The sequence below is a fragment of the Rothia sp. HMSC08A08 genome, from assembly GCF_001808385.1.
GTDB classification, from domain to species: domain Bacteria; phylum Actinomycetota; class Actinomycetes; order Actinomycetales; family Micrococcaceae; genus Rothia; species Rothia dentocariosa.
On sequence record NZ_KV793081.1, the window covers coordinates 19,513 to 44,913 of the forward strand.

Genomic DNA, 25,401 nt, shown 5'->3' on the forward strand with positions numbered 1-25,401 from the left:
GTCAAAACCGAGTAATTTATACACAGGTTACGAGATAAACATGACACAATAGATATTATGAAGGGAATTATTCTTGCCGGTGGTACCGGCAGTCGTTTACACCCCATCACTCAGGGTATTAGTAAACAACTCACTCCGGTTTACGATAAACCAATGATTTATTACCCGCTTTCCACTCTTATGCTGGCGGGAATTCGTGACATTCTTATTATCACGACCCCCGAAGATCAAGAACAATTTAGACGTCTTTTAGGGGATGGAACTCGTTTTGGTGTACATTTCGACTATAAAGTGCAACCTTCACCTGATGGTTTAGCTCAAGCATTTATTTTAGGTGCAGATTTCATAGGCGATAATCCCGTTGCACTCGTTCTAGGTGATAATATTTTCTATGGTCCCGGTTTAGGAACCCAGCTTGGAAAATATGAGCAAAAAGACGGTGCAACCGTTTTTGCTTACCAAGTTGCAGACCCGCGCGCCTACGGGGTGGTGGAGTTCGACGAGAATTTTCACGCCGTCTCCATTGAAGAAAAACCGCAGGTACCTAAAAGCGATTATGCTATTCCGGGACTATATTTCTATGACAAACATGTTGTGGAATATGCGCAAAACATTAAACCTTCTCAGCGTGGTGAACTAGAAATTACCGACCTCAATCGTGTATATCTAAAACAGGGTAAACTAAAGGTTGAGGTACTGCCACGAGGTACAGCATGGCTTGATACCGGCACCTTCGATTCACTCGCAGATGCCAGCAACTTTATTCGCACCGTCCAAAAACGTCAGGGACTTTCTATCGGATGCCCTGAAGAAATTGCATGGCGCGCAGGTTGGTTAAGCAATGATGATCTTCACAGTATCGCCACCAAATTCGCCAAAAGCGGTTATGGGGACTATCTGATGCACCTGCTCAAATAGTCACAAAAAAAATTACTGCCCCGCACGGGGTTCACCACTCAAACTCAACACTCTGGAGCAATTTCAGAAATGACAATTTTAGATTTTGTGCGCACCACAAGAGCCAATCTCTTGTTGCTCATTGCTGGTATCGTGATCGGTGCCATCGCAGGGCTCGGCTATTCCCTGTTGCAGCCTAAAGTTTATGCCGCCAGTGCCTCCGGGTACGTGACCGTCGGTCAGAGTGGCACTATTGACGTACTATCCGGCTCAAACGCCGCCAAAGAACGTGCCCGCTCATACTCGGCAATCGTCTCATCAGAAGCAGTCGCCAAGATCATTCAAGAACAGAACTCTAACCTGAGCATCGGGACGATTCGCGGCAGCCTGAGCGCAACTACCGAAGAAAACAGCTCACTCATTAAGGTGCGGGCGACCGCTTCCAGCCCTGAGCAGGCACGGGTTTTGGCGAATTCGGCGCTTCACGCCACCGCTCAGTACATCGAAAATATTGAGAAGAACGGTTCGGGGAACAACAATACCGCCACCCCCGCACCTGCTGGGGAGGAAAACCAAGAAAGCGCTCAGAACAAGGTTTCTTCAACCAACCCGTCCGATACCACCAATACTCTGATTCGTGTGATTCCGCTGGATAACGCCAGCGTGAACCCGCCTCTCGTATCGCCCAACTACATGCAGAACGGACTCATCGGTGCCGGTGCCGGGCTGGTGCTCGTGTACCTGGCGATCTTCCTGCGCCGTTCCGTGGATCAGCGTATCCGCACTCGTGACGATGCCATTAAGGCGACAAACAGCAATATTCTGGGTGTGCTGCCCGTCAGCGATGATCTGGCGGAAGAAAACATCGTGCGTGCAAGCAACGATGACCATATTGCCCACGAATCTATCCGTCAGCTGCGCACGAATCTGCGCTTCGTGAATATCGATAACCCGCCGAGCTCCTTCATTGTGACCTCCGCAGTTCCTGGCGAGGGTAAGTCTACGGTCTCGCTGGCGGTGGCGCGCTCTATGGCAAGCTCGGGGCAGCCGGTCATCCTGATCGACGCCGACCTGCGCCGTCCCACCGTCGCGAAGAAACTGCACATTAACGCCAAAATTGGTTTGACACAGGTTCTTGCCGGTCAGGTTGATATTGCTGAGGCCGTGCACCAGGTAGAGGATTCCAAGCTCTTTGTGCTTCCCGCCGGGCGTATCCCTCCGAACCCTTCCGAATTGTTGGGTTCCGACAAGATGCGCCAGCTTATTGAAGAGCTCTCCAAGGAATTCCTGGTCATCGTGGATGCTCCTCCGCTGCTGCCGGTGACCGACGCATCGCTGCTCTCCCACGCCGTGGACGGTGTGATTATGGTCGGCACCGTGGGCAAGAGCCACCGCGAGCAGATGACCGAGGCTGTTGCCGTGCTGGAGCGTGTGAATTCGCATCTCTTCGGTGTGGTACTCAATAAGGCCCCGCGTAAGGGCTTGGGCAATTCCTACTATGGATTTGGTTATGCCAATAGTTATGTAGGTTACGCCAGCTACTACGGTTACTCCAAGGATGGTAAAAAGAAAGTTTCTTCCGGCGCACACGGAGCTTAAGAAAATTTCTGAATCAGATTCTTGAGTATAAGGGCGGGAAAATAGGTGGACTATTTTTCCCGCCCTTATATTCAAAGATTTTCGTTGTGTGAAAGGATATCGTGCACACTACACCGCAGCACAAACCTGGTACGCCGCTCAAGGCGCGTATTATGCTGGCGCACGCCTACTTTCAAAGGCTCGCGAATCTTCACGGAATAGATATTTTACATATCAAAGGATATGCGTTTAATTCCGAAATTTTTAAACCTGATAGACATAGCACCGATGCAGATCTTTTAGTACGGCCTTCTCACGTAAATACTTTTGTTCACATACTTTTAGCTGATGGCTGGAGTATTCAGGCGCATTTTGACACCGGATCCGTTTTTGAACATGCAATGACGCTTTATCACGAATCTTGGGGTCTCACCGATATTCACCGTTTCTTTCCCGGGCTCGGAAAAGATCCCGAACGTGTTTTTCAGCAGCTCTGGGCGGCACACATGCAACGCGAGATAGCGCACCGTTCCTGTGCCGTGCCTTCAGTACTCGATTCCCGGCTGATTGTGGTGCTGCACCGCGCTAGGGCTAGTTCCACTTATGACCCGGATCTTGAGTATCTGCGCGATATTCTCGACTCCTACGACTGGGCTAAACTGCGCGCCCGCGCCGCCGAATTGGATTCTTCTCTCGCCTACTCCGCCGCAATGGGTGGCTTAGAGGCGTACCGTCACGAACGCGACTACCTGCTGTGGAAGTCGGTTTCCACGCGGGTGCCGAGCTATATTCAATGGGTGGGCAGGCTGCGGTCGGCACGTGGATTCGCCGAGAAAATGCGCACGCTCAAGAATATTCTTATGGTCAATCAGGATCATTTGGCGATGGAACTGGGGCATAAACCCACGCGCGCCGAAATTCGCACTAGGTTCTTTGAGCGTTTTGGGTTGGGAGGCGGCTCCTAATGAGTACTACTACCGCGCCGGTGAGGTACAGCATCCCAGAGTATGTTGCCTTCGTACACGCTGAGGAAATTTCCGAATACGCTTCCGTCACGACGTATCTTGCCGACACACGGACCGCGCAGGTTTCGGTGTTGGAGGGGTCAGCATCCATTATTTGGGGTATTTTTGAGGAGCCGTTTTCCCTGCCCGAGGCCCTTGAGCTGATCGCCGAGCTTACCGAGCAGAATCCAGAGGATATTCGCGGGGAGGTTGAGAATTTTGTGCATCAGCTAGTCGAAGACGAACTGCTGGAAGCCATCTAAACCCCGCCCTGCCCCACTATATGAAGAGCCTTGAGAGTAAAGATCTTTACTCTCAAGGCTCTTCATATAGCCCCGGCGAACCGAGTCTACGCGCCCGAGGATGAGGATGCGGTAAGCTCATCAACCGCCTGGCGGATTTCGTCGATAAAACGTTCCTCGCTAAAACGCGCGATGTAGTTCTTAATCGCCTGCTTATCCCACTCTTCGGGGTTGAACTTCCGTATCGCCGCCTCAATCTGTTCCGAGGTCGGCTGTTCAATAAACACGCCGTTGAGGCCTTCGTGGATGGTATCGAGGTACCCGCCCGCGCGGTATGCGATCACCGGTTTTCCACTGGCACCAGCCTCCAGCGGAGTAATCCCGAAGTCCTCATGAGATACCGCAAGAAGTGCCAGACAATGCCGGTAGGCAGAACACAGCTGCTCATCGGAAATCCCGGAAATAATGCGCACATTGGGCCCCGAGAGTTTGAGGAGCTTATCTTTTTCGGGGCCATGCCCGATAATCAGCAGCTTCTTACCCGCTCGATTGCACGCCTTAATCGCCTCATCCACGTTCTTATAGGACATCAGGCGCGACACCAGCAGAAAGTAGTCTCCCGCAGCCGTGAATTCCTGCAGACCTGCGATCGGTTCTTCCACGCGGGTTGCACCCCCGGAGTAAGGCGGGAAAATAATGGGTACGTCTTTGCCGTACACCCGCGAAATACGTTCCTGAATGGCGGTCGAGTTCGCCACGTAATGTTCCGACCGTGCCGCCGCGCGCTGATCCCAGAACCGCAGCAGCGGGTTTATCACCCGTAACCCCACCCCAATCACACTGTTCTTTTTCTCGTCGCCCAGGTATTGGTCGCGCAGGTACAGCCAACGCGCCGGGGAATGGCAGTACACCAGTTTCTCGCCGGTGAATTTGAATCCGTGCGCCCATCCCGTGGTCGAAACCACCGCAACGTGCGCCGGAACTTTCAGGCAGGATGCGGTCAGCGGCAGCAACGGCAGCGCCAACCGGTGGTAGCGCCGCAGCAAGCCCACCCGATTGAGCGGACTGGTGATGATAGTCGCATCCTCAAACTCGGGGAAAGTACCTTCAGGATTGTAGAGGGTCGTGTAGATAGGGGCCTCAGGGAACGCCCGGTGTAGGGCCAGAACAACCCGTTCCGCCCCACCGCGCTGCGTCAAATAGTCGTGAGCGATAGCGAGCCGAGGGGCGGTGACAGAACCCGTATCTACCGAACCTGCAGACCGAGATTCCGCCGATGTCGGGATTTTTTTCGAGGCCAAAGAACGAATGTGAGCGGATGCGCCGCGCCAGGATTGTGCTACTCGATTCAGCATTAGAACACCTTCCGTGCGCGCTGCGGGTACTTCACGCCTGCGTAGGATGCCGCCTCCACCTGAAGCGCTACCAGCTTCTCAGCGATCTTCGCGGGAAGTTTCAGGAGTACCGCATCGAGAGTATTGCCTATTCGCCGGATATTTGCCTCGGTACTGACCGCCGCGAGGGCCTTCACCGCGGCACCCCAGAGCCCGGCAGGGTTGGGAGCCACATGCGCATCTTCGCCGTGTTTACGCACGAAAATGGTGCGCGCACTGCCCGCGTGCAGGGCGCGGAGAGCTCGCACGGCGGTCGTGGTCGCCTCAGCATAATGCTTCGTTTCAACCACATCGGAAATTATAATTTTCCCGCCGGCATCAGCGATCATCTTACCCAGATCGACATCTTCCCAGCCGTAAAGACGATAGGCGGGATCGAAACCGCCGATAGTTCGGTACAGCTCTGCAGAGACGGACGAGTTTCCATTCCAATAGTGCCAACGCTCGGATTCGGGGGTGCTCAGCGCCGCTTCCTTAAACTTTGCGTCGCGGTAGGTTCCGTACACCTGAGAGTAAGCGGTCTTGGGGAAAATATTGTTCAGGGTGCCGATCACCCCGTCATAGTCGCGGTGTAAGCGAAGGTGGTTCGCCACATAGTCGGACTTGGGTTCCAGATCGTCGTCGCAGCGAATCAAAATATCCGCATCCGCCGCAGTATGCCCGGCGTTGAGAGCCGCCACGCGCCCAAGATTTTCGGGGAACACAATCTTCGTGAGGTTTAAGGTTCCGCGGGCGATATAGTCGTCAACAACTTTTTCGCTCTGGTCGATGTCACCATCGAGGACAACGATAACTTGAAAGTCTCGTTCCGTCTGAGCAGAAAGCGCGTCTAAGGGATAGTGTAAAACCCCTGCTCCACCCCGCGATGGGATGATGACGGCTGCTTGATAGTGAGCCATAAACTGTCCTGTAGTTATGAGAGTGAGTAATTGGCGGGAACAAGCGTGAGTATGATGAATCCTCTAGAGATATTTCTCTAAAAGGTGGCGAACTCGTTCTCTGCCTGAGTCGGGTGAATATAATTCCTGCCAACGCCAAAATGCCGCAGAAATAATGTCATTAAGGTTATCAGATTCTTGATAGAAAGCCTGAGTTAAATGTCGAATCTTTTCAACGAGGACCGAGGGATCCTGGGCAGGGTAAATATACGGGTAGTCCTCCCCCACGACTTCGGGAAGGGCACCCGCATCGCTGACAATCACCGGCACGCGGGCACTCATCGCTTCCGCAGCGACCAGCCCAAAGGATTCCGGGGCTTGCGAGGGCACTACCAGCATATCGACCGTGTCGAAGAGCTTTTGCGGGGTGCTCCAACCGAGACGGTCGGTGTAGCGCTCAATGTTTTCAAGGGCACGGGATACTTCACGCTCTTCCTCTGCAGAGGCAAAGACGGGCGCTCCGGCAACCACGAGGCGGTATTCGGGGACGGTAACAGTACTGTTGAGGCGCTCGATCGCCTGGCAGAGGACACCAACCCCTTTGGAAGGTGTGAGTCTGCCGAGGTAGCCAATGCGTACCACCCCGGGGACGGTGGATTTCGCCAGCGAGAGGGGGACTTCCTGCGCCCAATTGGGGAAGACGGTCGCACCGGGTACGGATGCCGCAACATACTCGCTGGGAACGAGGGTTTGAAGGGCCTTTTTGCGAGCAAAAGGTACTAATTTAGCGTTGGTACCCGTCGGCAGCTGATGTAGGTGCACGATGCGCCCTGCCCGTCCCCCGGTGGCGGCGGCAGGAACCAGCCCGTTACACCACAGGAGCGCATCCCGGTGCACCCGGTGCCAGAGCCGCAGCTGAACCATATACTGCATGCGCGTTTTGGCGGGCAGTACGATGCGTGTGAACCCTTCATCGGCGGCCGCTTCAATGAGATCCGGCGGGTTTGCCGGACCGATGATGACAACCTGGTACCCCAGCCCTCGCGCCGCCCGGGCGATATTCAGGAGCATGACTTCGCCCCCGCCTATATCGCCGTTATTGGTGGCTAGGTAGAGTTCTTTACTCATCTCGGGTGTATCTTTCTAGGTTTTCGGTACCGATATGCCAATTATCATAAGTGAATAGTCAAATATTTGGCGATGGTTCTAGGAGTTTTTGATCCGGTTCGCGATATAGGCGGTGATTTTTTCGGGTGATTTTGGCGGTTCGATACGCCGGTCTACCCCCACGAAGTTTTCCGCCTCATACCCCGGCATGCCAAGTTCTCTGTTCCGGGAGATGGCACCCGCGCGAACCGCATAGGCCATGACAATTGCCCAGGTAAAGGTGTAGAAAACCTCGCCCAGGCTCAAACCGCAGATAAGCAGGGCGATCGCTGCGCCCTGTCCCACTCTTTCTTCGACGGTCCAGGAGGTTTTTGAGACGAAGATGCGCATCCCCACAATAATCGTGATAGCGATAACGAAGACTGTCCAGACCCAGCCGCCCTCGGTACGAAGCACTAGATAGGAGTTGTGATACACCCAGTTCCTATCCTGCAGGGGCGCGTAGGCTTCTCCGAGTCCGCTTCCAAAGAACCCCGCAGTTTCGGCTTTTTCCTGTGCCACCGCATCAATACGTTCACGGAGCATATCGGAGCCCACACGCGAGGCGAACTGCCCTACCTGGGCATAATCTGTGGCGAGTGTCTGCACAAGTGCCCAGACCCCACCCAACAGGAACATCCTCACCATAAAGTTGAATCGGGAAGCGAGCAGTACCCACAGCACGCCTACCAGGTACGCCGTGATGGAGGTACGCGAGTTCGTCAACCACACCACCGAAGTTCCCAGCACGAAGGCGAAAATACGCTCGGGCATAGTGCGCATAATGGCGAAAGCAAGTACACCGAAGATAGCGTACGCCAGGCCCGCATAGTTTTTATCGTGGAGGAAACCCACCAGAACGTTGCCATCCGAGCGTTCGGTAATTCCCAGATAGAAGGCGGGAACGTTGATCAGAAGCGCCGTGAGGTATCCTGCGATAGCGGATCTAAAATGCAGCCGCCCCTCGGCAAGATTCCACATCAGAATGGTGGTGAAGATCATGCGAACTAAGCGTTGTCGCCAGTCGAAAGCATCAGCACTGGCGGTATGCAAAAGCGATACGAACATCATGTAGGCCAAGCCCAGCCACATAATAGTTTTCAGAGATTTAAACCTGCCAAGTTCGTACTGTGCAGGCTTGGTAAGCCCGTAGAATGCACCAATAACCACGGCAATCTGGCTGAGGGGCTGGTTAATGACCGGCAGCACGGTAGCGAACACCATGGCACCGAAAATTACGAATTCGGGTATGCGCAGCTGATTACTGTTGTCCCGCACATAGTCACCGCTCTTTTTGAGCCCGTGACTAACGCGCGCAGAGAGGTTTGCGCTATCGTTCCGGTGCTGCGAGCTAGGCGATAGCGATGTTCCTAGGTGAGTGCTCATGCTAGTCCTTGATGCTTTTGTGTTTGAGTGTAGAGTTCTGCGATCTGCGCCGTCATCTCGGCGTTGGTTACCCACGTCCATGCTGAAGGGGCCGAGGCTTCACAGTTCCGCATAAGAGCTTCTAAAACGCTATCACAGAATGCGTTCTGGCGGCGGTTAACAAGCTCGTTGGGGGCAAGAATTTCGGGGTTTCCGCCCACGTTGGTTGCCACGGTTTTTAATCCGGCGGCTTTAGCGTCCAAGAGCGTATAAGAACAGTTCTCCCAGATGGATAGCTGAACCACCATATCGCTGCGGCCCATCGCTTCTAAGGGATCGACGAACCCGCTGAAGGTTACGGCATCACTGATATGTAGCTCCCGCACCTGCTGCGCCAGGGTATCGGCAAGGTCACCTTCCCCCGCGATTTCAAGGTGCGCCTTGGGGTACACGGTGCGCAGCTGGGCGAATGCTTCTATCAGCACGTCAATACCTTTTTCGGGCGAGAGCCGTGAGAGCGAGAGGATGCGCGGCGCATCCGGTTCGGTCGGCACGCGATGCTTATGTACGGCGGCACGCAGCCGGGGTACATCCACCCCGTTATAGATGATGCTCACCCTGCGAGCGCCCCATTTACGGCGCATCTGCTCGGCGGTAGAGCGCGAGACGGCAATAGCCGCATTGGTACCCCACAGACGCACCCGGTGCACCTGTTCCATGAGTTTAGAACGCCAGGAGGTGCCGTGGTAGACGGCATCATCTCCCGCGATTCCGTGCTCGGTAGTGATGAGCGTGGGAACGGTCAGTGACCGGTTGGCAAGCCGCCGCATCTTGAGGGAGTTGACGGCGGCGGCGGCGATAACATCCGCATAGGCGAGGTGACTGTGCACAATAGCGGGCTTCTCTTGTTCAATAACGTGTGTGAGCGAGGCGAACGAGGTTCTAAAACCGCGGCTCGGTCCGAAGGGCACGGCGTGAACGGGAATATTAAGCTCGCGAAGACGCTCAGTGAGTTTTCCTTCGGGCGCGCAGACAACCAGGCGATACCCGGGAATACCGGTTCGGGCAACGTCAAGAACATGTCGGGCCACTCCCCCGAAGTCGGGAACCGGAACAACCCAGAGCGTGGTCAAAGTCTTGGCTGTACTCATGCCCTCACCAGCTTTCGTGTCAGAACGTTACGCAGGGCGGCAGAAACTCGTGTCTCAACCGTGCTATGCACGCACCACGCCCAGAGTAGAATCAGCGTGAGAGCCAATATGCGCGCGCCCCACGCCCCCGCCCAGGGGTAGAACATATCGATCAGCATATAGCCAAGCATCGCGTGCCCCAGATACAGGGGGTACGATATTGTGCCGAGCGCGTGCAAGGGCCCGCGCGCCAAAAACGGCACGTGGCGCACATAGATAACGGCGAAAAACACCGCACATATGATGGCTACTCCCACCCCGTGGGCGCTATCGTGCATCAGGAAGGCATTAATGGAGGCCGCCGCGGCGCAATACGGCATCAGCCAGGTAAACCTGCGGTCGTGGCTGTACATAAAGAACACCATGCCCAGACTAAACAAAGCCGCATGCTCGGCAACTACGCCCCACACCAGCATTTTGGGGGCACCCGTCAGGGACGCCTCCGGGTGAAATATGCAGCAGACGAGCAGCCCTAAGGTTGTCCAACAAAAAATACCGATCGTGATATCACGGCGATATATTTTTCCACGCCGCACAGCCAGGTAGAGCCCCATGAGCAGATAGAACTGTAACTCGATGGCGAGCGTCCAATACACCTGATCGACATTATCGACCAGCATAAAACGCTGCATCATCGTCGCGTTAACCAGGGTTTGCGCCACCGTAATATCCCTGCCGGGATTACCGTAGAGAAAATACACAGCCGCAGCAACCGCAAGCGCTAACCAGTAGGTTGGGTACAGACGGGCGAAACGCGAAATACCAAATTTTAGGGCGGAACCGCTTTTGATAGCGCTCAACAAAATCACGTACCCCGAGATGATGAAGAAAAGCTGCACCCCTAGTTCTCCGAGCGGAATAGAGTACGGTTCGGGGGCGATGCGCGGGTAGTTCTGCACGGCGGGGTACCCGAAATGGTAGGCCACAACGGCCAGTGCCGCTATTCCGCGCAGCCCGTCGAGTTCGCTAAATCGCCCGGGGGTGATGAAGCTGTTATCGAGTACTTCGCTGGGTTTTCGGGTGTGTTGAACGGTTCTTGGTGGTGTCACGAAACCGACCTACAGCCACTTTTCGAGGCGGTCTAGGGCGGTGAAGAAGCCTTCGCCGTTGTTGATATGCCCCTGCCAGATTTCGGGGATAAACGATGCTTTCGGCGCCAGCTCGCGCAGCTGCTTGCCCAGTGCAGCCCAATCGACATCGCCTTCGCCCACCTGCACACCTTCGCCGTCTACGCCGATACCGTCGACCAAGTGCAGGTGGATGGAGTGCGGTGCCAGCTGTGCTACCGCCTCCGACAGAGGAATTTTGAGGAAGTTGCATGCAAGCATGGTGTGTGAAATGTCCAGGCAGAGAGCGCTGTCGTAGGCGCGCGCGAATTCGGCGGTGTCCTGCGGGTCAAGGAAGAGGTTGTGGTACTGCTGCCCGCCCATCAGCCAGGGGTAGGGCGGCAGAGTCTGTGCTGCTAGGCGCACCCCGGCGGTATCTAGCCGTCCCAGGGCTTCGCCGATGCGCTCGTATTTTGCGGCTCGGGCGCTCGCCGGGATGTGCTTATCTTTGGTGAAGCCGCCCATCGTGACGACCATAACGGGGTCTTCATCCACCGTGAAGTAGCGGGTCAAATCGCGGGTAATGTCGATGGTGCGCTGCACCTCGGCGATGGAGCGTTCCCAGACTTCGGGGTCGCGGGAGGCCAGATCGACCAGGAAGTCCCCGGCGAAGAGGTCGGGCAGGTGGGTCGTGAAGCTCATAGGCAGTTTCTTCTCAAAGACCTCGTCAATATTGATGTCAAGGTCTTTGTAGGAGAAGTGGAATTCGAGGAAATCCGGTGTTGCCTCTTCGATCAGGGGTTTGTAGTCGTGGTACCGTACCGGCAGACCCCAGGGGCGTTCAAAGGTGAAGTCGCGCCGGGTTACGAGGTCATCCTTCAGATCGCCCTCAAAAAAGAACGATCCTTCTTCAACGTCGCGTTGGATGGTACGCCCGAGCAGCTGCGGAAGGTAGTTTGGCTGCAGGCCCCGGCCGGGTGACTTGACGTCCACATCTGCCTCAGTAATTACCTCACCTTTGGCTATGCTGCGGGTTGCAACCAATGATTTGGCCAGGTTCACGCGGTTCATCAGTTCACCGGTAGAAACCTCGCGGGGCGCGGCCGTGCCGATGGATTCCTCAATGTCACGAATCTGCCGCACCATCGCCGCGAACTCTTCGGGCAGCAACGATACAGTGTGATCGTTGCCTTCCAGGGTTTTATCGGTCGTGAAATGCTTCTCGATAATCTTTGCACCGCGCGCAACAGCGGCCACGGGCACATGGTAGCCGCGTTCATGCCCGGAATAGCCAACCAAGCACTGGCCGATCTCGGCGAGGCGGTCCATATACGCTAGATTCACGTCTTTGAAGGGTGCCGGGTAGGTGGATTGGCATTGCAGCAGGGCGTAGGATGCGCCCGCCTTGCGCAGCAGGTTCACCGAGTCCAGGATTTCTTCTTCGCGGCTCATACCGGTGGATACCAGCATGGGCAGCCCGCGCGATGCAACATCACGCAGCAGTTCGTGGTTCGTCAGGTCTGCAGAGGCAATCTTCATGCCCGCAATACCGTAATCGACGAGAGCCTGCACGGAAGGCGCATCCCAGGGGGTGCACAAAATATCCAGACCATGCTCCTTGACGTGGTCGAATACCTCGTACATCTGCTCAACGCTCAATGAGAACCGTGAGAGCAGATCCAAGGTGTACTGCACGCCCAAGTCTTCGCCCGCAGTGGCGCCGCCGCGCTGGCGGTAGAGCGCATCCAGATCGCGCAGCTGGAATTTCACGGCGTCCGCACCGGATTCCACCGCGAGGTCCACCAGCTCTTTCGCGAAGTCCACGCTCCCCTGGTGGTTATTGCCGATCTCGGCGATGATTAAGGCGGGCGCATCCTCGCTGATGGTGTGTTTTCCGATGCGCAGCACGTTCTGTTCGTCCATCGCCAAAGCCATCAGATGGCCGCGTTCGTCAATGAGCGGAATATGCTCGATGCCGCGCGCAAAGTAGCCGCGTAAAGATTCGGGGTCGCTATCGGCGGGGGCGGTCTGCGGGTTCGTATTCGCCGCCGCCAGTGCGCTGGTCTCTAGGGATGCGGTGGGGTTGGCAATCAGCCAACGTCTGAAGTCCCCGTCCGAAAGCGAACCGCGCAAAATGCCGGATTCGTTGACGAGAAAGATGATGCGCTGACCGTTGGCAGAAATTTTGTGAAGCGCAGTCAGAATCGGGTCTTCGGCGAAGACCACATAGGGCGCAATATTACGTTCGATAATCACGGTTTATGATGCTTTCTTCAAGAAAACTTGTGTTTAGTGAGAGTGAGTGTTGGGTCTTTTGACGCTGAGGCTTAGCTTCTTACGCCGGGGTGACCCTCAAGAATCTGCTTGAGCTGATGCTCGGCAACCGCAAAATCAATAGGGGCATCAATATCGACGCCCTCGACCTCATGAAGCGTGAAAAGATCAATGGTCCCTCCAGGATACCCCGCCAAACGGTTGTGGTGCTCGGTGTACACGTGAGTTTTGGTGAGGTAGAGCGAACCGTTTTCCCGGTACCGGAAGGTCTCCTGCGTGAGTTCTTGGCGGCGTGGGCGCGCCATAATCTCGAACTCTGCGGTAGGTTCAGCATCCGGGTGCCACCGCCAAATAAACGGACCGATCGGGATAACCCCAACCAGTGAGTCTTTGCCGTTCTCGGCAAATTGACGTACTGCACGGGCCAAGGTGCCGGGCAGGCGTACCGGGCTGGTGGCTTGCAGCAGCATGACCGCATCCGGTGCCCAGCCCTCGCCCGTGTAGAAGTCGATGGCGTGCTCGATCACCGGTTCGGTGGCTGTAGTGTCTTCGGCAAGATGCGCGGGACGCATGAACGGAACCTCGGCTCCGTAGTGGCGGGCGATGGCGGCGAGTTCTTGGTCTTCCGTTGAGACCGCGACCCGCACCTCGTGCTCCCCCGCCAGTTCGTCGCGGGCGGCGAGCGCCTGCAAAATAGTCCACGCCACCAGGGGTTTTCCTGCGATCTCGCGCAGGTTTTTACGCGGTATGCCTTTGGATCCGCCGCGCACGGGAATAACGCAGAGAACTCGCATTAGTATGCCTCCAGGTAGTCGATGATGAGCTGAGCGATAGTGTGGGCGGGCTCGACTGCGGGTTGTTCGGGCGCTGGCGTGGGGGCTTCGCCCCAGCGGTTCATGCCGTAGCGTGCCCAGAATTCTTCGAGCCAAGCGGGCGGGTTCGGGTGGTACACCCACGCCGGAATACCGCGGATTGCGGCCTCAAGCACGCCGGTTGAAAAGACTGAGACCACCGGGTTCGGCACCTCGTTCAGGGGCGTGGAAGAGCGATCTATGGCTATGCCTTCTATCTCCCAGAGCGCGTGGGTGGCGCGGGAGAGTTTATCGGTTTCGCTCGGGTGCGGCCGGTAGATGCCGTCGTGGCGTTTCAAAAAGCTGTGCGCGGCGCGGGCGAAGGATGCGCGCGGTAACTCCGCGCCGTGCATCTGCCCCAGAAACAGGATTTTGCCCAGGGATTTGGTGGTTTCGCCGTGCGTATTTTGGATAGCGCGGTAGAGCAGCTGTGAGCCGACGGTATGCGTCTGCACGTCGCGGCGTCCGGAAGCCCAAAATTGGGCGTCCTCGTCGCTGAAGGCGAGCAGGGTTGAACCGATGGGCAGCGGCGGGGCGTGCGGAACCAGCAGCCCGTGCTGTACTACCCAGTAGGCTATGCCGCGTTCGCGGGCGAATCGGTAGGCCGCGTGACCGCGCGGAAGGTAGTGTCCTAAGGACAGCACGAGGCGCACGCCGGGTAGTTTTTCGGCGAGCTCATCGGCGCGTATCGGGGTTGCGTTCCAGTCTTTGCGGCTATAGCGTGTGCTGGCGTATTGTCCGTTGAGATATTCTGAAGCGTCGCTCGGGCACCAGAGCGCGACCCCCACCCCTTCGAGGTGTTTGAGCGGTTCCAGCAGAGCGTTGCGGCTTGTGGGTGAGAACGAGTCGAGCACGATCAGTACCCGCGGTATTGCCCCGCGTGTATAGAGCATGCCGGAAACCATGTCCTGTTGGGCACCTCTGCGGGCGCGCACCATGTTCTGGGCGCGTCCTTTCACCCAGCGCAGGGTGTTTTGGCGCTGCTGCCAGGCATGCCAGGCTTCGAGATCGACGGGGTAGTTTAGGCCCATAGTTTCTCCAAAATTTTGACGCGATCATCGAAGGTATGCTCGGCGAGGGTGCGTCGCTGCCCGGCCTCACGGATTGCATGCGCCCAGCGGGGTTCACGGAAGATGCGGGCGCACAGGTCAATAAGTTCTTCGGTACTCTCGTAGACCAGTACTTCGCGCCCGGGTTCGTAGTAGCGCGCCACATCGGCCCGGTCGATCAGATGAAGTGCACCCACACCGGGGGCTTCGAAGGTGCGCATCGTGAAGCCGTCTTGGTTATGGTGGATATTCAGGGTCGCCGGTGATGATGCCATGACCCCGTAGGCGGCGGATCGGTCGATATCGCGGTGCGCAGGAATTCCAGTGCCCTTGAATCTGCGGGTTCTAGCTATATCCCAGGGGTGGCGTGACCAGTCTCGCCCGTAGGCGCGCACGGGTATCCCCGCCTCGTGCAGAGTTCGCAGCGTATGCTCACGGTTAGGGTAATTCGCCCCAACGAAACTGATGGCGTCTTCGGTAACCGGCGCAATCGTGCAGTGCGAATCGTAGGCGTTGGGCATATCCAAGACGGCGTACCCTAGGGAGCGCAGGTATTCGGCGTCCTGCGGGCTATAGCTTGCGAGCGCTCCGAGGCGCGGTAAATCTTCCAGGGTGTATGACATGCGACGCAGCTCGTCGTAGAGCCAGGTTCCGTAGCGAACCCCGGATTCTTCAAGTTTTTGCCACCAGGTATCCCCCAGCAGGTCGCCTTTGATGACGAGCACAATATCGGGGTGATACTCCTCAAACGCGGCGATAGCACGGGCGGTCGCCTGGGCTTCGGCGGATGCGGGCCGATATTTTTCGGGCAGTTCATGCGCGAGTTTATTGCGGATACGGTCGACAACTGTGCCGGGAGCATCGTAAATATGGGTGCGAACCTCGTACCCGGCAACGTTTAGTGAAGCCTCAATAGCCTTCCAATACCCGTGGAACGCTGGCGAAACCAGCAGAATCGTGGGGGCTCTCATCTCGTGTATCCTTTGTGGTTCTTCTCTGTCCTGTGGTCCTTCGTGCGGGAAAGCCAGGTTCGGCGCGGTTACCCGGCTAGTTTTCGTGCCGTGTTCCCCGCCGGATCAGCTCTAGTTCGTGGTTCAGAATCTCGCGCGGGTTCACCCGGTGATTCCGCAGGGACCGCACCAGGTTGAAACCGTAGTTGGCGTAGCTGGTGAGGGTTAGGGCGCGGCGCAGGTTCTTCTCGAAACCCCATTTTTCGGCATAGATAAACCGTGCGGTGGTAAGCCATTGGCGGCGCCGAGCTGAGGGGCTGGATGCGCCTCCTTCGTGAGTGACCGTCACCTCGGGCACCAGGATGCGCGGCACCCCAATCTCGGCAAGACGACGCTGAAAGTCTACTTCTTCGCTGTTCATGTAGAAGCGTTCGTCCATGCCTTGTACCCGTTCGTATACCGTGCGGGGTACCATCATGCAGGCGCCCATAACCCAGTCTGTTCCGTGGGGCCTCAAGGCGGTGCAGGCACTTATATCGTGCCCTGCCCCGCGATGCCACAGGCGTGTGGGTTTGAAGCGTGCCAGGGGTGTGAACCATTCCCACGCGATATGCCCCACGGTGGGGAATTTGCGGGCTACCCACTGGTGGTTTCCGTCGTGGCCGATTACTTGGGGGCTGGCGAGCACCTGCGGATAGACGGCGAGCGCCGTGAGCATTGAGCTGATGAAGTTTTCGCCGAGTTCAAGGTCGCTGTTGAGGATTATCAGCCAGTCTCCACGTGCGCGTGCAGCCCCGGAGTTTACGGCGCTGCCAAATCCACCGTTGCGCTCGCGGCGCACGATGCTCACGCCTTCGGTGTCGGGGAAGGGTATGGGTGAGCGGTCGTCAGAAACGATAATCTCAAGATTTTCGGGGGTTATTCCCCGCTGCGCGCGCAGGCTGGCAATTAAATTCAGTACGGGAGCAGGTTCGCCATAAAAGGGAATAATGGCGGAGATAGTTTCTGCTGACGAAGTCACAAAAATGCTTTCTGTTGCGGTTTACATCTATGTTCCGGTCATCAAACATTGTCTGTAAACGTATGTGTTTATTCGTGAGGAAACTCTCGGCATACTGTGCATAGTTATTGCCGTCATATCCTCGTGAGTGAGTGTTACTTTATAATTCTAATATAGTATCGACATATCAGGTGACTATACAGCGTATTTTGCCTCATAATAAAGGTATTGCGTGTGTAAATCCCAGGGAGTTATGTGTGAATCGTCGTTCTGAGTCTGAAGATAAAACCCGGTTAACAGAACTTGAGGGTATGCGCCCGCCGCATGTTGAAGCTTATTTTCGCGTGATGGGGTTTCTACGCCCCGGTATTGCACGGGTTTTGGATACAGTTCGCCACTCTCGCGAGAAAGTGTATATTGCGCCTCCTTTTTCTCGCGGCGGTAATTGGCTTTATCTGTTGGCGGCCGTTGATGCTGACCGTCGCGCCGATGCCGGGGATTTTTCATATATGCTCGATACTGCCGGTTTAGAACCTTGGCTTACAGAATTTCCTGCTTTGCAGGAACTCATGATGGATCCGAAAGATTTTAAGTTTTTGCACCGGCGTTATTCTGGTCTTGATACCAATGTAGAAGATAGTTTTGCGCCCGGTTCTCTTGAAATTTTTGCCCGTGAACGATTACTTTCTTCTGAGAATTTTAGGCAGCGCATTCTTACAGTAGGCAATATTGTAGGAAGTAATACGGTGGTGCTCAGTATTCGGCGCGGTGATTATTATTCTGTTCCCGCAATTCGGCAGCGTTACGGTATTAATACTGTGGCCTATGTACGTGAGGCCCTGGATCAGGTGCTTAAACGTATGAGTCCCAGTAATTTTGTGGTCACAAGTGATGATCCGCAGTGGTGCCGTGAAAACCTGAGTTTCCTCGAAGATATTGCCCCGGTAATCTACGATAAGACTGGCGAGGGTATGTTCGCGGATTTAGCGGTTCTTGCGAAGGCGCGCTGGCTTATTCTTACGAACACTACGTTCGGGTACTGGGGTGCTTATATGGCGCAGGCGGATCACCCCGTTGAGGTGTACGTACCGAATGCCCACGAGTACGATGCGAAAACCCGCCAGCCTATCGTGGTGCCCGGAACTGTGCGTCCGCATCCGCATTTCTCCCGTTGGCATGCGGTTAAGCCGCCGCATGGGGGTGCCTGGCTTCTGCCTGAAGAAGGCGATACCGCGTAAACCTCTATAATTCACTCTTTCACAACTCACTCATACTCAAGCACGGAAGATAACCCATGAACATCAAATTTCTCGCGCCGTTTAAATTTTCGCAGCGAATCGTATCTAACTCCCGTAGTTTTTTCTCTGGACGCCTTGAAAACTCGCGCTTTAAAACCCGTTTTCTAGACCCGACGGTTCGCGGGCTTCGCACTGGAAAACATCGGCTTTTTCTGGCGCAGCGCGATCTGCTTACCCGGCGTGAGGCACGTGCCCAGCTGAGCTCGGGGGATTTTAAGAACCGTTACCGGGAGCTAGAGAAGACCTTTGAGCTCCCTCCCCTGCCCACGACCAAGGGCGTGTGGGCGGTCGCGATGGTCAAGAATGAGGCGGATGTGCTCGAACGTTCCCTACGGCACCTGCACGCCCAGGGGGTGGCGCGCTTCCTGGTGGTCGATAACGGTTCAGATGACGGTACTTTTGAGCTTCTTCAGCGACTTAGCCGTGAACTGCCGCTGAGCGTGGGGCGCGATCGGGAGCCCGCCTACTATCAGTCCGAGAAAATGACCTATCTGACCCATCGTGCCCAGCGAGCCGGTGCCACCTGGGTAGTACCTTTCGATGCGGACGAGTTCTGGTTCGGCGTTGAAGGTACGCTTGCCGAGGTTCTGTCCACCAGCAAAAATACCGTGGAAATCTCGCAGCTCTACAACCTGTTTCCTACGGCCTCGGGAGACCTGGTGCTCGATACAACCGCGCATTTTGACCCTAAGGTGTGCTTTAAATCCTGGCGGTCATCGGTCGTCACTATGGGTAATCATCGGGTGCTTCGGCCTGGGGCACAGGGCACCGATCGGGTGGTTATCTTACATTTGCCTTGGCGTTCACGGCAGCAGCTGCAGCGTAAGCTCATGCAGGGGGCAAAGGCGCTTGAGCTCACCGATTTGCCGGAAGATTTGGGGTATCACTGGCGTAAAAATGGCGAGTTAAGCGAGAAACAGCTTGCCGATATTTGGTTGGATCTTATCGCGGGCAGACCCATGCCCGTAAATCTTGCGTGGCAGCCGCGCGGAAGCCTCTACCCCCTAGGCAGCGATATACCGCAGGATGCGCACAGCCTTAAACCCTTCCTTGAAGCCCGGCCAGAGACCGCCTAGAACTAGCATCCGCATAGACCTGTGCCCGCCTTCCCAAAGATTGGGAGGCGGGCACAGTCCTACTGTTTTCAGGTCGATTCGCCCGACTACTCGGGAAGCTGCCCTAAACGCACCAGATTGGCGAACTCTTCATTCTGCTGCTGCACCTGCGTGAAGGTTCCCTGCGCGGCGATTTCGCCCTGCGAAAGGTAAATCAGCTGATCCACATTGCGCACCGTCGAGAGGCGATGCGCCACGATAATCACGGTAATATCCCGCGAGATACGCTCGATCGCCTGGGTAATCTTATGCTCGGTCTCGTTATCCAGGGCGCTGGTAGCCTCGTCCATTATGAGCACGCTGGGGTTGCGGTAGAGCGCGCGCGCAATGCCTAGACGCTGGCGCTGACCGCCCGAAAGCCGAACCGCATTGTGCCCGATCATCGTCATCAGCCCGTTCTCCAGGGAGTCCACAACCTCGGTAAGTTCGGCGACAGCCAAGCATTCACGCACCCGCGCCTCATCAATCTCATGAGGTTCAAGCCCGAAAGCAACCGCCTCCAGCACCGTAGAATCGGCAATGAAGACATCCTGAGGCACATACCCGATGCGCTGAAACCACGCGGGCAGATCCTGCTCGATCGGCACCCCATTGCACAAAACGCGCCCCTGCTCGGTGCTGAAAAGCCCCAAAATCAAATCAACCAGGGTGGTCTTTCCCGAACCCGAGCCGCCCACGAAGGCGATCGATGTACCCATAGGAATCTGCAGGTTAATGTTCTTCAGCACCGGCTGATCACCGTCGGGGTAGGTAAAGGAAAGGTTCTCCACCGTGATAGTGATGGGCTCAATCTCACGGTTTACGTACTCTGCCTGAATATCAGAGTCGGGAGCAGGCGGAAGGTCGAGCTTCTTCCCCTGTTCATCAAGCATCCCAATTTCGCGGACAAGCTCATCGCTGGGTTTCTCACCGGAACGAATATTACCTAGGGACGCCACAATGCGCGTGTAGTTCGGCAGAATACGGATGCAGGCACCGGCGAAAAGGAGCAGATAGGGTGCGCTATCGACACCCTGGGTCATGCTCATGATCGCTAGAAGTGCGGCGATTCCGAGAATAAAAATAATTTCAAGGGTATACTTTGGAAGTTCTTGAAGGAAAACGTTCCGCATATTCGCATTCACCGAGTCCATGCGCTTACTCTGGTACCGGTGCAGGTACCGTTCGGTCACACCGTGCATACGAATCTCACGGAACCCAACCACAGCATCAAGCGCTGCATTCATCGAACCGCGCGTAGCTTCCAGGATAATCTCGCCCTGTTCCTTATTTTTCCTTCGCAAAACGTATTGAAGCGCAAAGGCAGCCACACCGAAGTAGGCAAAAGCGAAAAGCGCGGGAAGCGGCATAAGAACCAGCAGCATCACCATGAGCACCACGATGGAGAGTAAATCCCCGATAAAGCTCATGACACCATTTACGAAAGCGCTGTACGCCTGCCCCACAATGTCATTAACCGAGTTAAGCACCGCCGCTGCACCGCGCTTACGGTGAACCAGATAAGGCTCACGCATATAGCAGTTGAGCAGATTCACCGAGGTAATGCTCTGCTGGGTAGCAATAAACCCCAGACTCCAACGCTTAATAACCAACGACAATACACCCTTGATGACAAAGGCGAGCACCAGCGCGACACCAAAAATCACGATAAGCTGCGTGCGGTCGGAGTTGCCGAAAAGTTCCGCGACAGTTCGTAAATATCCGGTAATAGGGGCACCCATCGCCAGGTTAACGATAGGTAGAATAGCCGCCACACCCAGCATCTCGAAAAGAGACACCACGAAAAGCCCCAGGATATTGAGGATTAAAATATAAAATTTTCGGCCGGGAAAGAAGATTCTGAGTTTACGATAAATATTTTTCATAAAAACCTCATAGAGTGCTCGTGGATGCCTTGAGAATCATAATACGTGCGGGACGCTCCACCAGATGATGCGCAGCGATCGCTAAGAACACGCCAAGCGCCAACGAGGCCCCCATCAGGATGAGTCCCCTCACACCACCTACCGCCGATGCACCCCAAGGCGCTGCGACAGCCCCAAAAATCACGAGCTCGTGCACCAGGTAAAACGCGAAGCTAACCTCGCCTAAATACACGAGGAGGCGACGCATTCGCGTACCCGATACCGGATCCCCCGCACGGTGGCGCGCATCGGCGTGCTGCATGTCGTGAAGCGCAAAAATCCCGATCACCAGAACCCACACAGGGTCGAGCAAAAAACCGCTGATGGTCTGTGTCAGATGAACCTTCGACACCCCGTACAGCCCCGCCAGCGGATGCGCCCGAAACGCAACTTTGCCCGGGAAGGAATTGGCGGTATCCATGATGAGTTCAGTGTTGATAATATCGTCCGGTGCGTTCTGAACCGGCACCGTGTGGTGGAACCCGGCATAGTAGACAGCGGTTTCCGAGGCGCTCGCGCGAAGAAATTCTGCAAGGGTTTGACCGCGCGGCGCAAACCAAAATTCGTCACCATCGAATGGAATGATCCACGCTGCACCACTCTGCCACGCACGATGGCATAAATATGTCATTTTCTCGGATTGCAGGTGTACATCATAGTTATCCCATGCAAAAATGATGCGTGAATCCCGTGCTGCAAGATCTATCACATATTCACGCGTTCCATCGGTTGAGAGATTGTCTGCAATAAGAATGCGATCAATTCCCTGTCTGAAAAAATGTGAAATTGTGTGCGGAAGAATATCAAGTTCATTCTTAACAACAGAAACAGCCCATATTTCATGGCGTTTTCCCATGAATTGGTGGGCAGGCAGGTTAGATATGTGGATATGCCGAATAGCGGCAATCTGATCTTTAAGACCTTTCCGGGTTTTACGAGCTTTGAGTGAGTAGCTCAATTGCCCCAGTTCAGTCCGCAGTGCGGTGAGGAATTTCATGAATTGTGCTTTCGTGAAACGGCTGGTGCCGATAAAAATACACGTAAAATACGTATGTAGATTTTAGCATGCAGATCAGGGTTATTTTCAGACTATGGCATATTTCTGCTTAATCTTTGCGGCGTATAAGACGTATTATAATATGTAGTTTTTCGCGGAAAGTCATCCATGTAAACACCACCGTCGTGTACTCTGCTCGTGCCTAACACAACATTGAGGTACACGCTAGGAACCCTCTAAGACTGACAAATTGTGTTCTACAGGTAAAATAATAGGTGAGTAGCCCTGCCCTGGAGGCAATGCAATGCGCTTCTGGAGCGTCCGAGACTCTGAAAGGTATCCATGGGAATTTTTAATATTCAGTCCCTCAGGGACAAATATCTGTCTGACTCTGGTGTACCTGCCGGGCAGGATAACCGTGAGTCCCCCTCCGCCGATACCGTTTCCGGACGCCGCCGAGCAGGGGGATCCTCAAGGTCTTCCCTTCAGGACGGAGTCGCACGTTTGAGCGCGCGACATGACCTGCCCCAACGTTCCGCACGCAGCGCCTCCCGTAGGTCACAGGATCTTCCACAGGAAGTACGCTCGCTCGCGGCTCAAAAGAGGAAAGCGCGAGAGGACGAATCCCGTTCCCAGGGTTTGCATCACACTGGGCCGGTAACGTCTAGCATTAACATACGCGCGGCACGCGATATTGCGGTCGCCGAAGCAGAAGAACGGCGTGCTGCAGAACGTGCTGCAGCTGAAAAACAGGCCGCAGAGAGGCGGGCGCAGCAGGCAGCCGATGCTCGCCGCCGTGCCGCAAGTATACTTTCTTCCGCCACGGGGGCACAGCGTTCCGTGGGCGGCAACCGTAAAAATTCTCAGGCGGCACCGCAGACGCAGTCAAGCCCGATGGTTCGGAAAACTAGGTCGATTAACATCGGCGAATTCCACGGCAAGATTTCAAATCGTAAAAAGAAGCCAGAGCAGCAGATTACCAAGCCGACGACGAACAGCGCAGAGCTGGATCAAACGGTTCTCATGGATACCAACGATGTGCAGGCTGCGGCGCAGCGTTACGCAAAACAGCATAAATCTCAGCAGCAGACTCCTCGCGTGGAAAATACTGCTGCGCGCACGAATTCTCCGCGCCCGAAGACCGCGCGGATACCCATAACCCAGCGTTCCACGTCGTCTCGTTCACAAGCATCCGGTGCAGCTGCGGCGCAGAACAAGCGCCCCAAGTCTGGCACAGCGCCGCAGAGGTCAGCTCAGGCGCGCACCGCATCCGCAAAAACAACCGGCGCAAAAAAGGTACGCCCCAAGAACTCAATTGCCAAGAACCCTGCAGCTCGGAATGCTGCCTTGAAGAATACGGTGCGCACCAACCTTGCGCGTCAAGCAAATGAGCAAATGGCGCAGCGCCAGCAGAGTCCTTCATCGGCGCAGCAGAACCAGAGCCAGCCCACCCAGCAGCGCGCCCAGGCACATCAACCGCAGCGAAGGACCCACCAACAGCCAAGGCCCGCTGAAGTAGCTTCGCGTTCCTCGGTGCAGTCTAAGCCGGTTCAGTCGCATCTTGCGCAGTCCGACCCTGGCTACTCCCCCGCCAAAATTGTTGCCGCAGCGCAGGCTCGCGCACGTCAAGATGCTCAGACTCATAAAAAGCCTGAAACTCCCCAGCAACAGACTCAACAACAGAGCACGGCAACGGCATCTACAGCAGCAACCCATAACCCGTGGAACAGCATTCCCACACCCCAGAAAAAGTCTGCTGCCGCTAATCCGTGGAACAGCATTCCGGCAACATCCAAGCAGACCCCGGAGGATATTCCAACGAAGCAAAAGCAGAGTGAACCCTCTATCAGCGAGAAACTTGCGAACAAGCCCGAGTTCGCGGGCTTCGATATGGAGAAGCTTCTGCAGCCCGGGTATAAGCCGCAGACCCGTAAAGAGGCAATCGCCATTCGCCGCGCGCAGGAAGAACTGAACCTTCACAGTGGAGAAAGTCAGCAGTCTCAGACGGAGGACACGCAGCGACAGGAAGATGAAGCGGCCCGGCGCGAACGTGAACGCGCGGAAGTTCACCGTCAACGTCTAGAGGCTCGCCGTCGCCGAGAGGAACAGGCTCAGCGCACGCGCGCTGAAGAATCCAATGCCGGGCAGCAGAACGAGCAGACTCAGTCTGAACGAGAGCAGCGCGAGCAGAATCAGGCTCAGCTGGCTCGAAAACTTGCTCAGCGTGATAATGCTGCTCGTCCCACGTCTAACGAGAACACCCGCACAGAGCCCTCGCGGCCCGCTCACCAGACCTTGAAAGTGCGTGATGGCGCAAACAACACGCTCTCCACTTCCGCCCAGGATGCGCAGGATACGGATACGCAGAGCATCCAGCCAGCAGCTCAGCCGACGGATTTCCGTTCGGCTCCTGCTCAGGCATCTGTGCATCCGACAGCTTCCGTCCGTCCCGTAAAACGCGCAGCATCCCATGCCTCTCCGTTTAAGCTCGCGCCGGGCGAAGTTCGCTCGGGCGTGGTGCGCAGGCGCAGGCTCGCTCCCAGGCTCCAAGGGCCTATGGAAGCGGTCTTCGTGTGCACAGGGAACGTAGCGCGCAGTGCGGCGGCAGAGATTATTGCAAGCCAGCTCTCCGAAGAATACGGTCTGACCGACGACTGGATTTTCACCAGCGCCGGAACTTCGGCACTTTCGGGCTCGCGTGTATACCGTCACGTGGGTAAACAGCTTGACGAGCGCGGCTACGATATTTCCGGGTACCGCGCCAAGCAGCTCACCGAAGACATGGTGGAACGCGCTACCCTGATCTTGGTGGCGGAGGCGGAACACGCCGATTGGATTATCCGCGAATGGCCGCAGTACCACCACAAGGTTCATCTCATCAAGCAGGTAGCTAACCTGAAGCAAGAAGTCGGTTCCGAGGCAGAACCGATCTCATACCTGTACAGCCATAATCAGGCGCCCCGCACAAGCGATAACATTGGTGATCCGTACCGTCAGGGTAAAGAGGCGGCACGCATCGCGGTCGATGAGATTGAAAACTCGCTCTTCGAGATTCTGCCGTGGCTCTCACAGGCACAGGTGCAGAACTAAAACAGCAGATTATGAGGTGCATAGCCTCTAAGTAGTTAATATCCCCGTCTGAGCGCTAGCGTTCTCAAACGGGGATATTTTCTCGATCCAATAACATCAACCCCGTGTCCGAACTGTCGAAGCTCGGCCACGG

Annotated in this window: 20 protein-coding genes; 7 read left to right on the plus strand and 13 right to left on the minus strand. The window is 55.8% G+C overall.

The annotated features are described in order from the left end of the window. The first annotated feature begins 57 nt into the window (after positions 1-57). From rfbA to HMPREF3164_RS09535, 4 genes are all read left to right on the plus strand, one after another. Entirely contained in the window at positions 58-918 is an 861-nt protein-coding gene (gene rfbA, locus HMPREF3164_RS09520) for a glucose-1-phosphate thymidylyltransferase RfbA (RefSeq protein ID WP_004006131.1), read from the plus strand. 69 nt (positions 919-987) lie between these two features. Further along, the gene (locus HMPREF3164_RS09525; RefSeq protein WP_048752898.1) at positions 988-2,496 is read left to right on the plus strand and encodes a tyrosine-protein kinase domain-containing protein; all 1,509 of its coding nucleotides are present in this window, start codon (positions 988-990) and stop codon (positions 2,494-2,496) included. A 101-nt stretch (positions 2,497-2,597) separates the two neighbouring features. Then, the gene (locus tag HMPREF3164_RS09530; RefSeq protein WP_246822671.1) at positions 2,598-3,440 is read left to right on the plus strand and encodes a nucleotidyltransferase family protein; all 843 of its coding nucleotides are present in this window, start codon (positions 2,598-2,600) and stop codon (positions 3,438-3,440) included. Then, positions 3,440-3,742, plus strand: coding sequence for a PqqD family protein (locus tag HMPREF3164_RS09535; protein ID WP_070450734.1), 303 nt, complete (start codon positions 3,440-3,442; stop codon positions 3,740-3,742). The genes HMPREF3164_RS09530 and HMPREF3164_RS09535 overlap by 1 nt, the downstream gene beginning before the upstream one ends. Positions 3,743-3,828: 86 nt before the next feature. Here HMPREF3164_RS09535 and HMPREF3164_RS09540 read toward each other — a convergent pair whose 3' ends face one another. The 11 genes from HMPREF3164_RS09540 to HMPREF3164_RS09590 all read right to left on the minus strand — a co-directional run bounded on the left by HMPREF3164_RS09540 (position 3,829) and on the right by HMPREF3164_RS09590 (position 16,885). Next, on the minus strand, positions 3,829-5,076 hold the full coding sequence (locus HMPREF3164_RS09540) for a glycosyltransferase (RefSeq protein WP_048754391.1): 1,248 nt from the start codon (positions 5,074-5,076) through the stop codon (positions 3,829-3,831). Further along, positions 5,076-6,014 (minus strand): glycosyltransferase family 2 protein, encoded by a 939-nt coding sequence (locus HMPREF3164_RS09545; RefSeq protein ID WP_048754392.1) that lies wholly within the window; start codon positions 6,012-6,014, stop codon positions 5,076-5,078. Before HMPREF3164_RS09545 ends, HMPREF3164_RS09540 begins: the two co-directional genes overlap by 1 nt. A 63-nt stretch (positions 6,015-6,077) precedes the next feature. After that, complete coding sequence (locus HMPREF3164_RS09550; protein ID WP_070450735.1) at positions 6,078-7,121, minus strand: glycosyltransferase family 4 protein; 1,044 nt, start codon at positions 7,119-7,121, stop codon at positions 6,078-6,080. A 78-nt stretch (positions 7,122-7,199) separates the two neighbouring features. Beyond that, positions 7,200-8,525, minus strand: coding sequence for an O-antigen ligase family protein (locus HMPREF3164_RS09555; protein WP_246822672.1), 1,326 nt, complete (start codon positions 8,523-8,525; stop codon positions 7,200-7,202). Further along, entirely contained in the window at positions 8,522-9,655 is a 1,134-nt protein-coding gene (locus tag HMPREF3164_RS09560; RefSeq protein WP_070450737.1) for a glycosyltransferase, read from the minus strand. Before HMPREF3164_RS09560 ends, HMPREF3164_RS09555 begins: the two co-directional genes overlap by 4 nt. After that, a complete protein-coding gene (locus HMPREF3164_RS09565; RefSeq protein WP_070450739.1) occupies positions 9,652-10,743 on the minus strand; it encodes an acyltransferase family protein in 1,092 nt (363 codons plus the stop codon). Before HMPREF3164_RS09565 ends, HMPREF3164_RS09560 begins: the two co-directional genes overlap by 4 nt. 9 nt (positions 10,744-10,752) lie before the next feature. Continuing rightward, positions 10,753-12,996 (minus strand): N-acetylneuraminate synthase family protein, encoded by a 2,244-nt coding sequence (locus tag HMPREF3164_RS09570; protein WP_070450741.1) that lies wholly within the window; start codon positions 12,994-12,996, stop codon positions 10,753-10,755. A 71-nt stretch (positions 12,997-13,067) separates the two neighbouring features. Beyond that, positions 13,068-13,808 (minus strand): acylneuraminate cytidylyltransferase family protein, encoded by a 741-nt coding sequence (locus HMPREF3164_RS09575; protein ID WP_048751362.1) that lies wholly within the window; start codon positions 13,806-13,808, stop codon positions 13,068-13,070. After that, positions 13,808-14,896: an RNA-binding protein gene (locus HMPREF3164_RS09580; RefSeq protein WP_070450743.1), complete on the minus strand. Its 1,089-nt coding sequence runs from the start codon at positions 14,894-14,896 to the stop codon at positions 13,808-13,810. Before HMPREF3164_RS09580 ends, HMPREF3164_RS09575 begins: the two co-directional genes overlap by 1 nt. Then, entirely contained in the window at positions 14,887-15,885 is a 999-nt protein-coding gene (locus HMPREF3164_RS09585; RefSeq protein ID WP_048751359.1) for a CgeB family protein, read from the minus strand. The genes HMPREF3164_RS09580 and HMPREF3164_RS09585 overlap by 10 nt, the downstream gene beginning before the upstream one ends. 76 nt (positions 15,886-15,961) lie before the next feature. Continuing rightward, positions 15,962-16,885 (minus strand): glycosyltransferase family 2 protein, encoded by a 924-nt coding sequence (locus HMPREF3164_RS09590; RefSeq protein ID WP_070450744.1) that lies wholly within the window; start codon positions 16,883-16,885, stop codon positions 15,962-15,964. A 236-nt stretch (positions 16,886-17,121) separates the two neighbouring features. Here HMPREF3164_RS09590 and HMPREF3164_RS09595 point away from each other — a divergent pair, with 236 nt between their 5' ends. Both HMPREF3164_RS09595 and HMPREF3164_RS09600 read left to right on the plus strand, forming a co-directional pair. Continuing rightward, positions 17,122-18,102: an alpha-1,2-fucosyltransferase gene (locus HMPREF3164_RS09595; protein ID WP_048751354.1), complete on the plus strand. Its 981-nt coding sequence runs from the start codon at positions 17,122-17,124 to the stop codon at positions 18,100-18,102. A gap of 56 nt (positions 18,103-18,158) precedes the next feature. Beyond that, positions 18,159-19,238 (plus strand): glycosyltransferase family 2 protein, encoded by a 1,080-nt coding sequence (locus HMPREF3164_RS09600; RefSeq protein WP_048751352.1) that lies wholly within the window; start codon positions 18,159-18,161, stop codon positions 19,236-19,238. 86 nt (positions 19,239-19,324) lie between these two features. On the opposite strand, the gene HMPREF3164_RS09605 is transcribed toward HMPREF3164_RS09600, so the two are convergent. Both HMPREF3164_RS09605 and HMPREF3164_RS09610 read right to left on the minus strand, forming a co-directional pair. Further along, positions 19,325-21,142, minus strand: a complete 1,818-nt coding sequence (locus HMPREF3164_RS09605; RefSeq protein WP_048751351.1) for an ABC transporter ATP-binding protein — start codon at positions 21,140-21,142, stop codon at positions 19,325-19,327. Positions 21,143-21,149: 7 nt separating this feature from the next. After that, positions 21,150-22,178, minus strand: coding sequence for a glycosyltransferase family 2 protein (locus HMPREF3164_RS09610; RefSeq protein WP_070450746.1), 1,029 nt, complete (start codon positions 22,176-22,178; stop codon positions 21,150-21,152). A gap of 342 nt (positions 22,179-22,520) precedes the next feature. Here HMPREF3164_RS09610 and HMPREF3164_RS09615 point away from each other — a divergent pair, with 342 nt between their 5' ends. Next, positions 22,521-25,268, plus strand: coding sequence for an arsenate reductase/protein-tyrosine-phosphatase family protein (locus HMPREF3164_RS09615; RefSeq protein WP_070450748.1), 2,748 nt, complete (start codon positions 22,521-22,523; stop codon positions 25,266-25,268). Positions 25,269-25,401 lie beyond the last annotated feature (133 nt).

Coding starts and splice junctions, on each gene's coding strand:
- HMPREF3164_RS09600 (WP_048751352.1), top strand. CDS start 18,159: ATGAACATCAAATTTCTCGCGCCGTTTAAATTTTCGCAGCGAATCGTA.
- rfbA (WP_004006131.1), top strand. CDS start 58: ATGAAGGGAATTATTCTTGCCGGTGGTACCGGCAGTCGTTTACACCCC.
- HMPREF3164_RS09535 (WP_070450734.1), top strand. CDS start 3,440: ATGAGTACTACTACCGCGCCGGTGAGGTACAGCATCCCAGAGTATGTT.
- HMPREF3164_RS09610 (WP_070450746.1), bottom strand. CDS start 22,178: ATGAAATTCCTCACCGCACTGCGGACTGAACTGGGGCAATTGAGCTAC.
- HMPREF3164_RS09560 (WP_070450737.1), bottom strand. CDS start 9,655: ATGAGTACAGCCAAGACTTTGACCACGCTCTGGGTTGTTCCGGTTCCC.
- HMPREF3164_RS09555 (WP_246822672.1), bottom strand. CDS start 8,525: ATGAGCACTCACCTAGGAACATCGCTATCGCCTAGCTCGCAGCACCGG.
- HMPREF3164_RS09580 (WP_070450743.1), bottom strand. CDS start 14,896: ATGGGCCTAAACTACCCCGTCGATCTCGAAGCCTGGCATGCCTGGCAG.
- HMPREF3164_RS09545 (WP_048754392.1), bottom strand. CDS start 6,014: ATGGCTCACTATCAAGCAGCCGTCATCATCCCATCGCGGGGTGGAGCA.
- HMPREF3164_RS09540 (WP_048754391.1), bottom strand. CDS start 5,076: ATGCTGAATCGAGTAGCACAATCCTGGCGCGGCGCATCCGCTCACATT.
- HMPREF3164_RS09525 (WP_048752898.1), top strand. CDS start 988: ATGACAATTTTAGATTTTGTGCGCACCACAAGAGCCAATCTCTTGTTG.
- HMPREF3164_RS09550 (WP_070450735.1), bottom strand. CDS start 7,121: ATGAGTAAAGAACTCTACCTAGCCACCAATAACGGCGATATAGGCGGG.
- HMPREF3164_RS09575 (WP_048751362.1), bottom strand. CDS start 13,808: ATGCGAGTTCTCTGCGTTATTCCCGTGCGCGGCGGATCCAAAGGCATA.
- HMPREF3164_RS09615 (WP_070450748.1), top strand. CDS start 22,521: ATGGGAATTTTTAATATTCAGTCCCTCAGGGACAAATATCTGTCTGAC.
- HMPREF3164_RS09605 (WP_048751351.1), bottom strand. CDS start 21,142: ATGAAAAATATTTATCGTAAACTCAGAATCTTCTTTCCCGGCCGAAAA.
- HMPREF3164_RS09585 (WP_048751359.1), bottom strand. CDS start 15,885: ATGAGAGCCCCCACGATTCTGCTGGTTTCGCCAGCGTTCCACGGGTAT.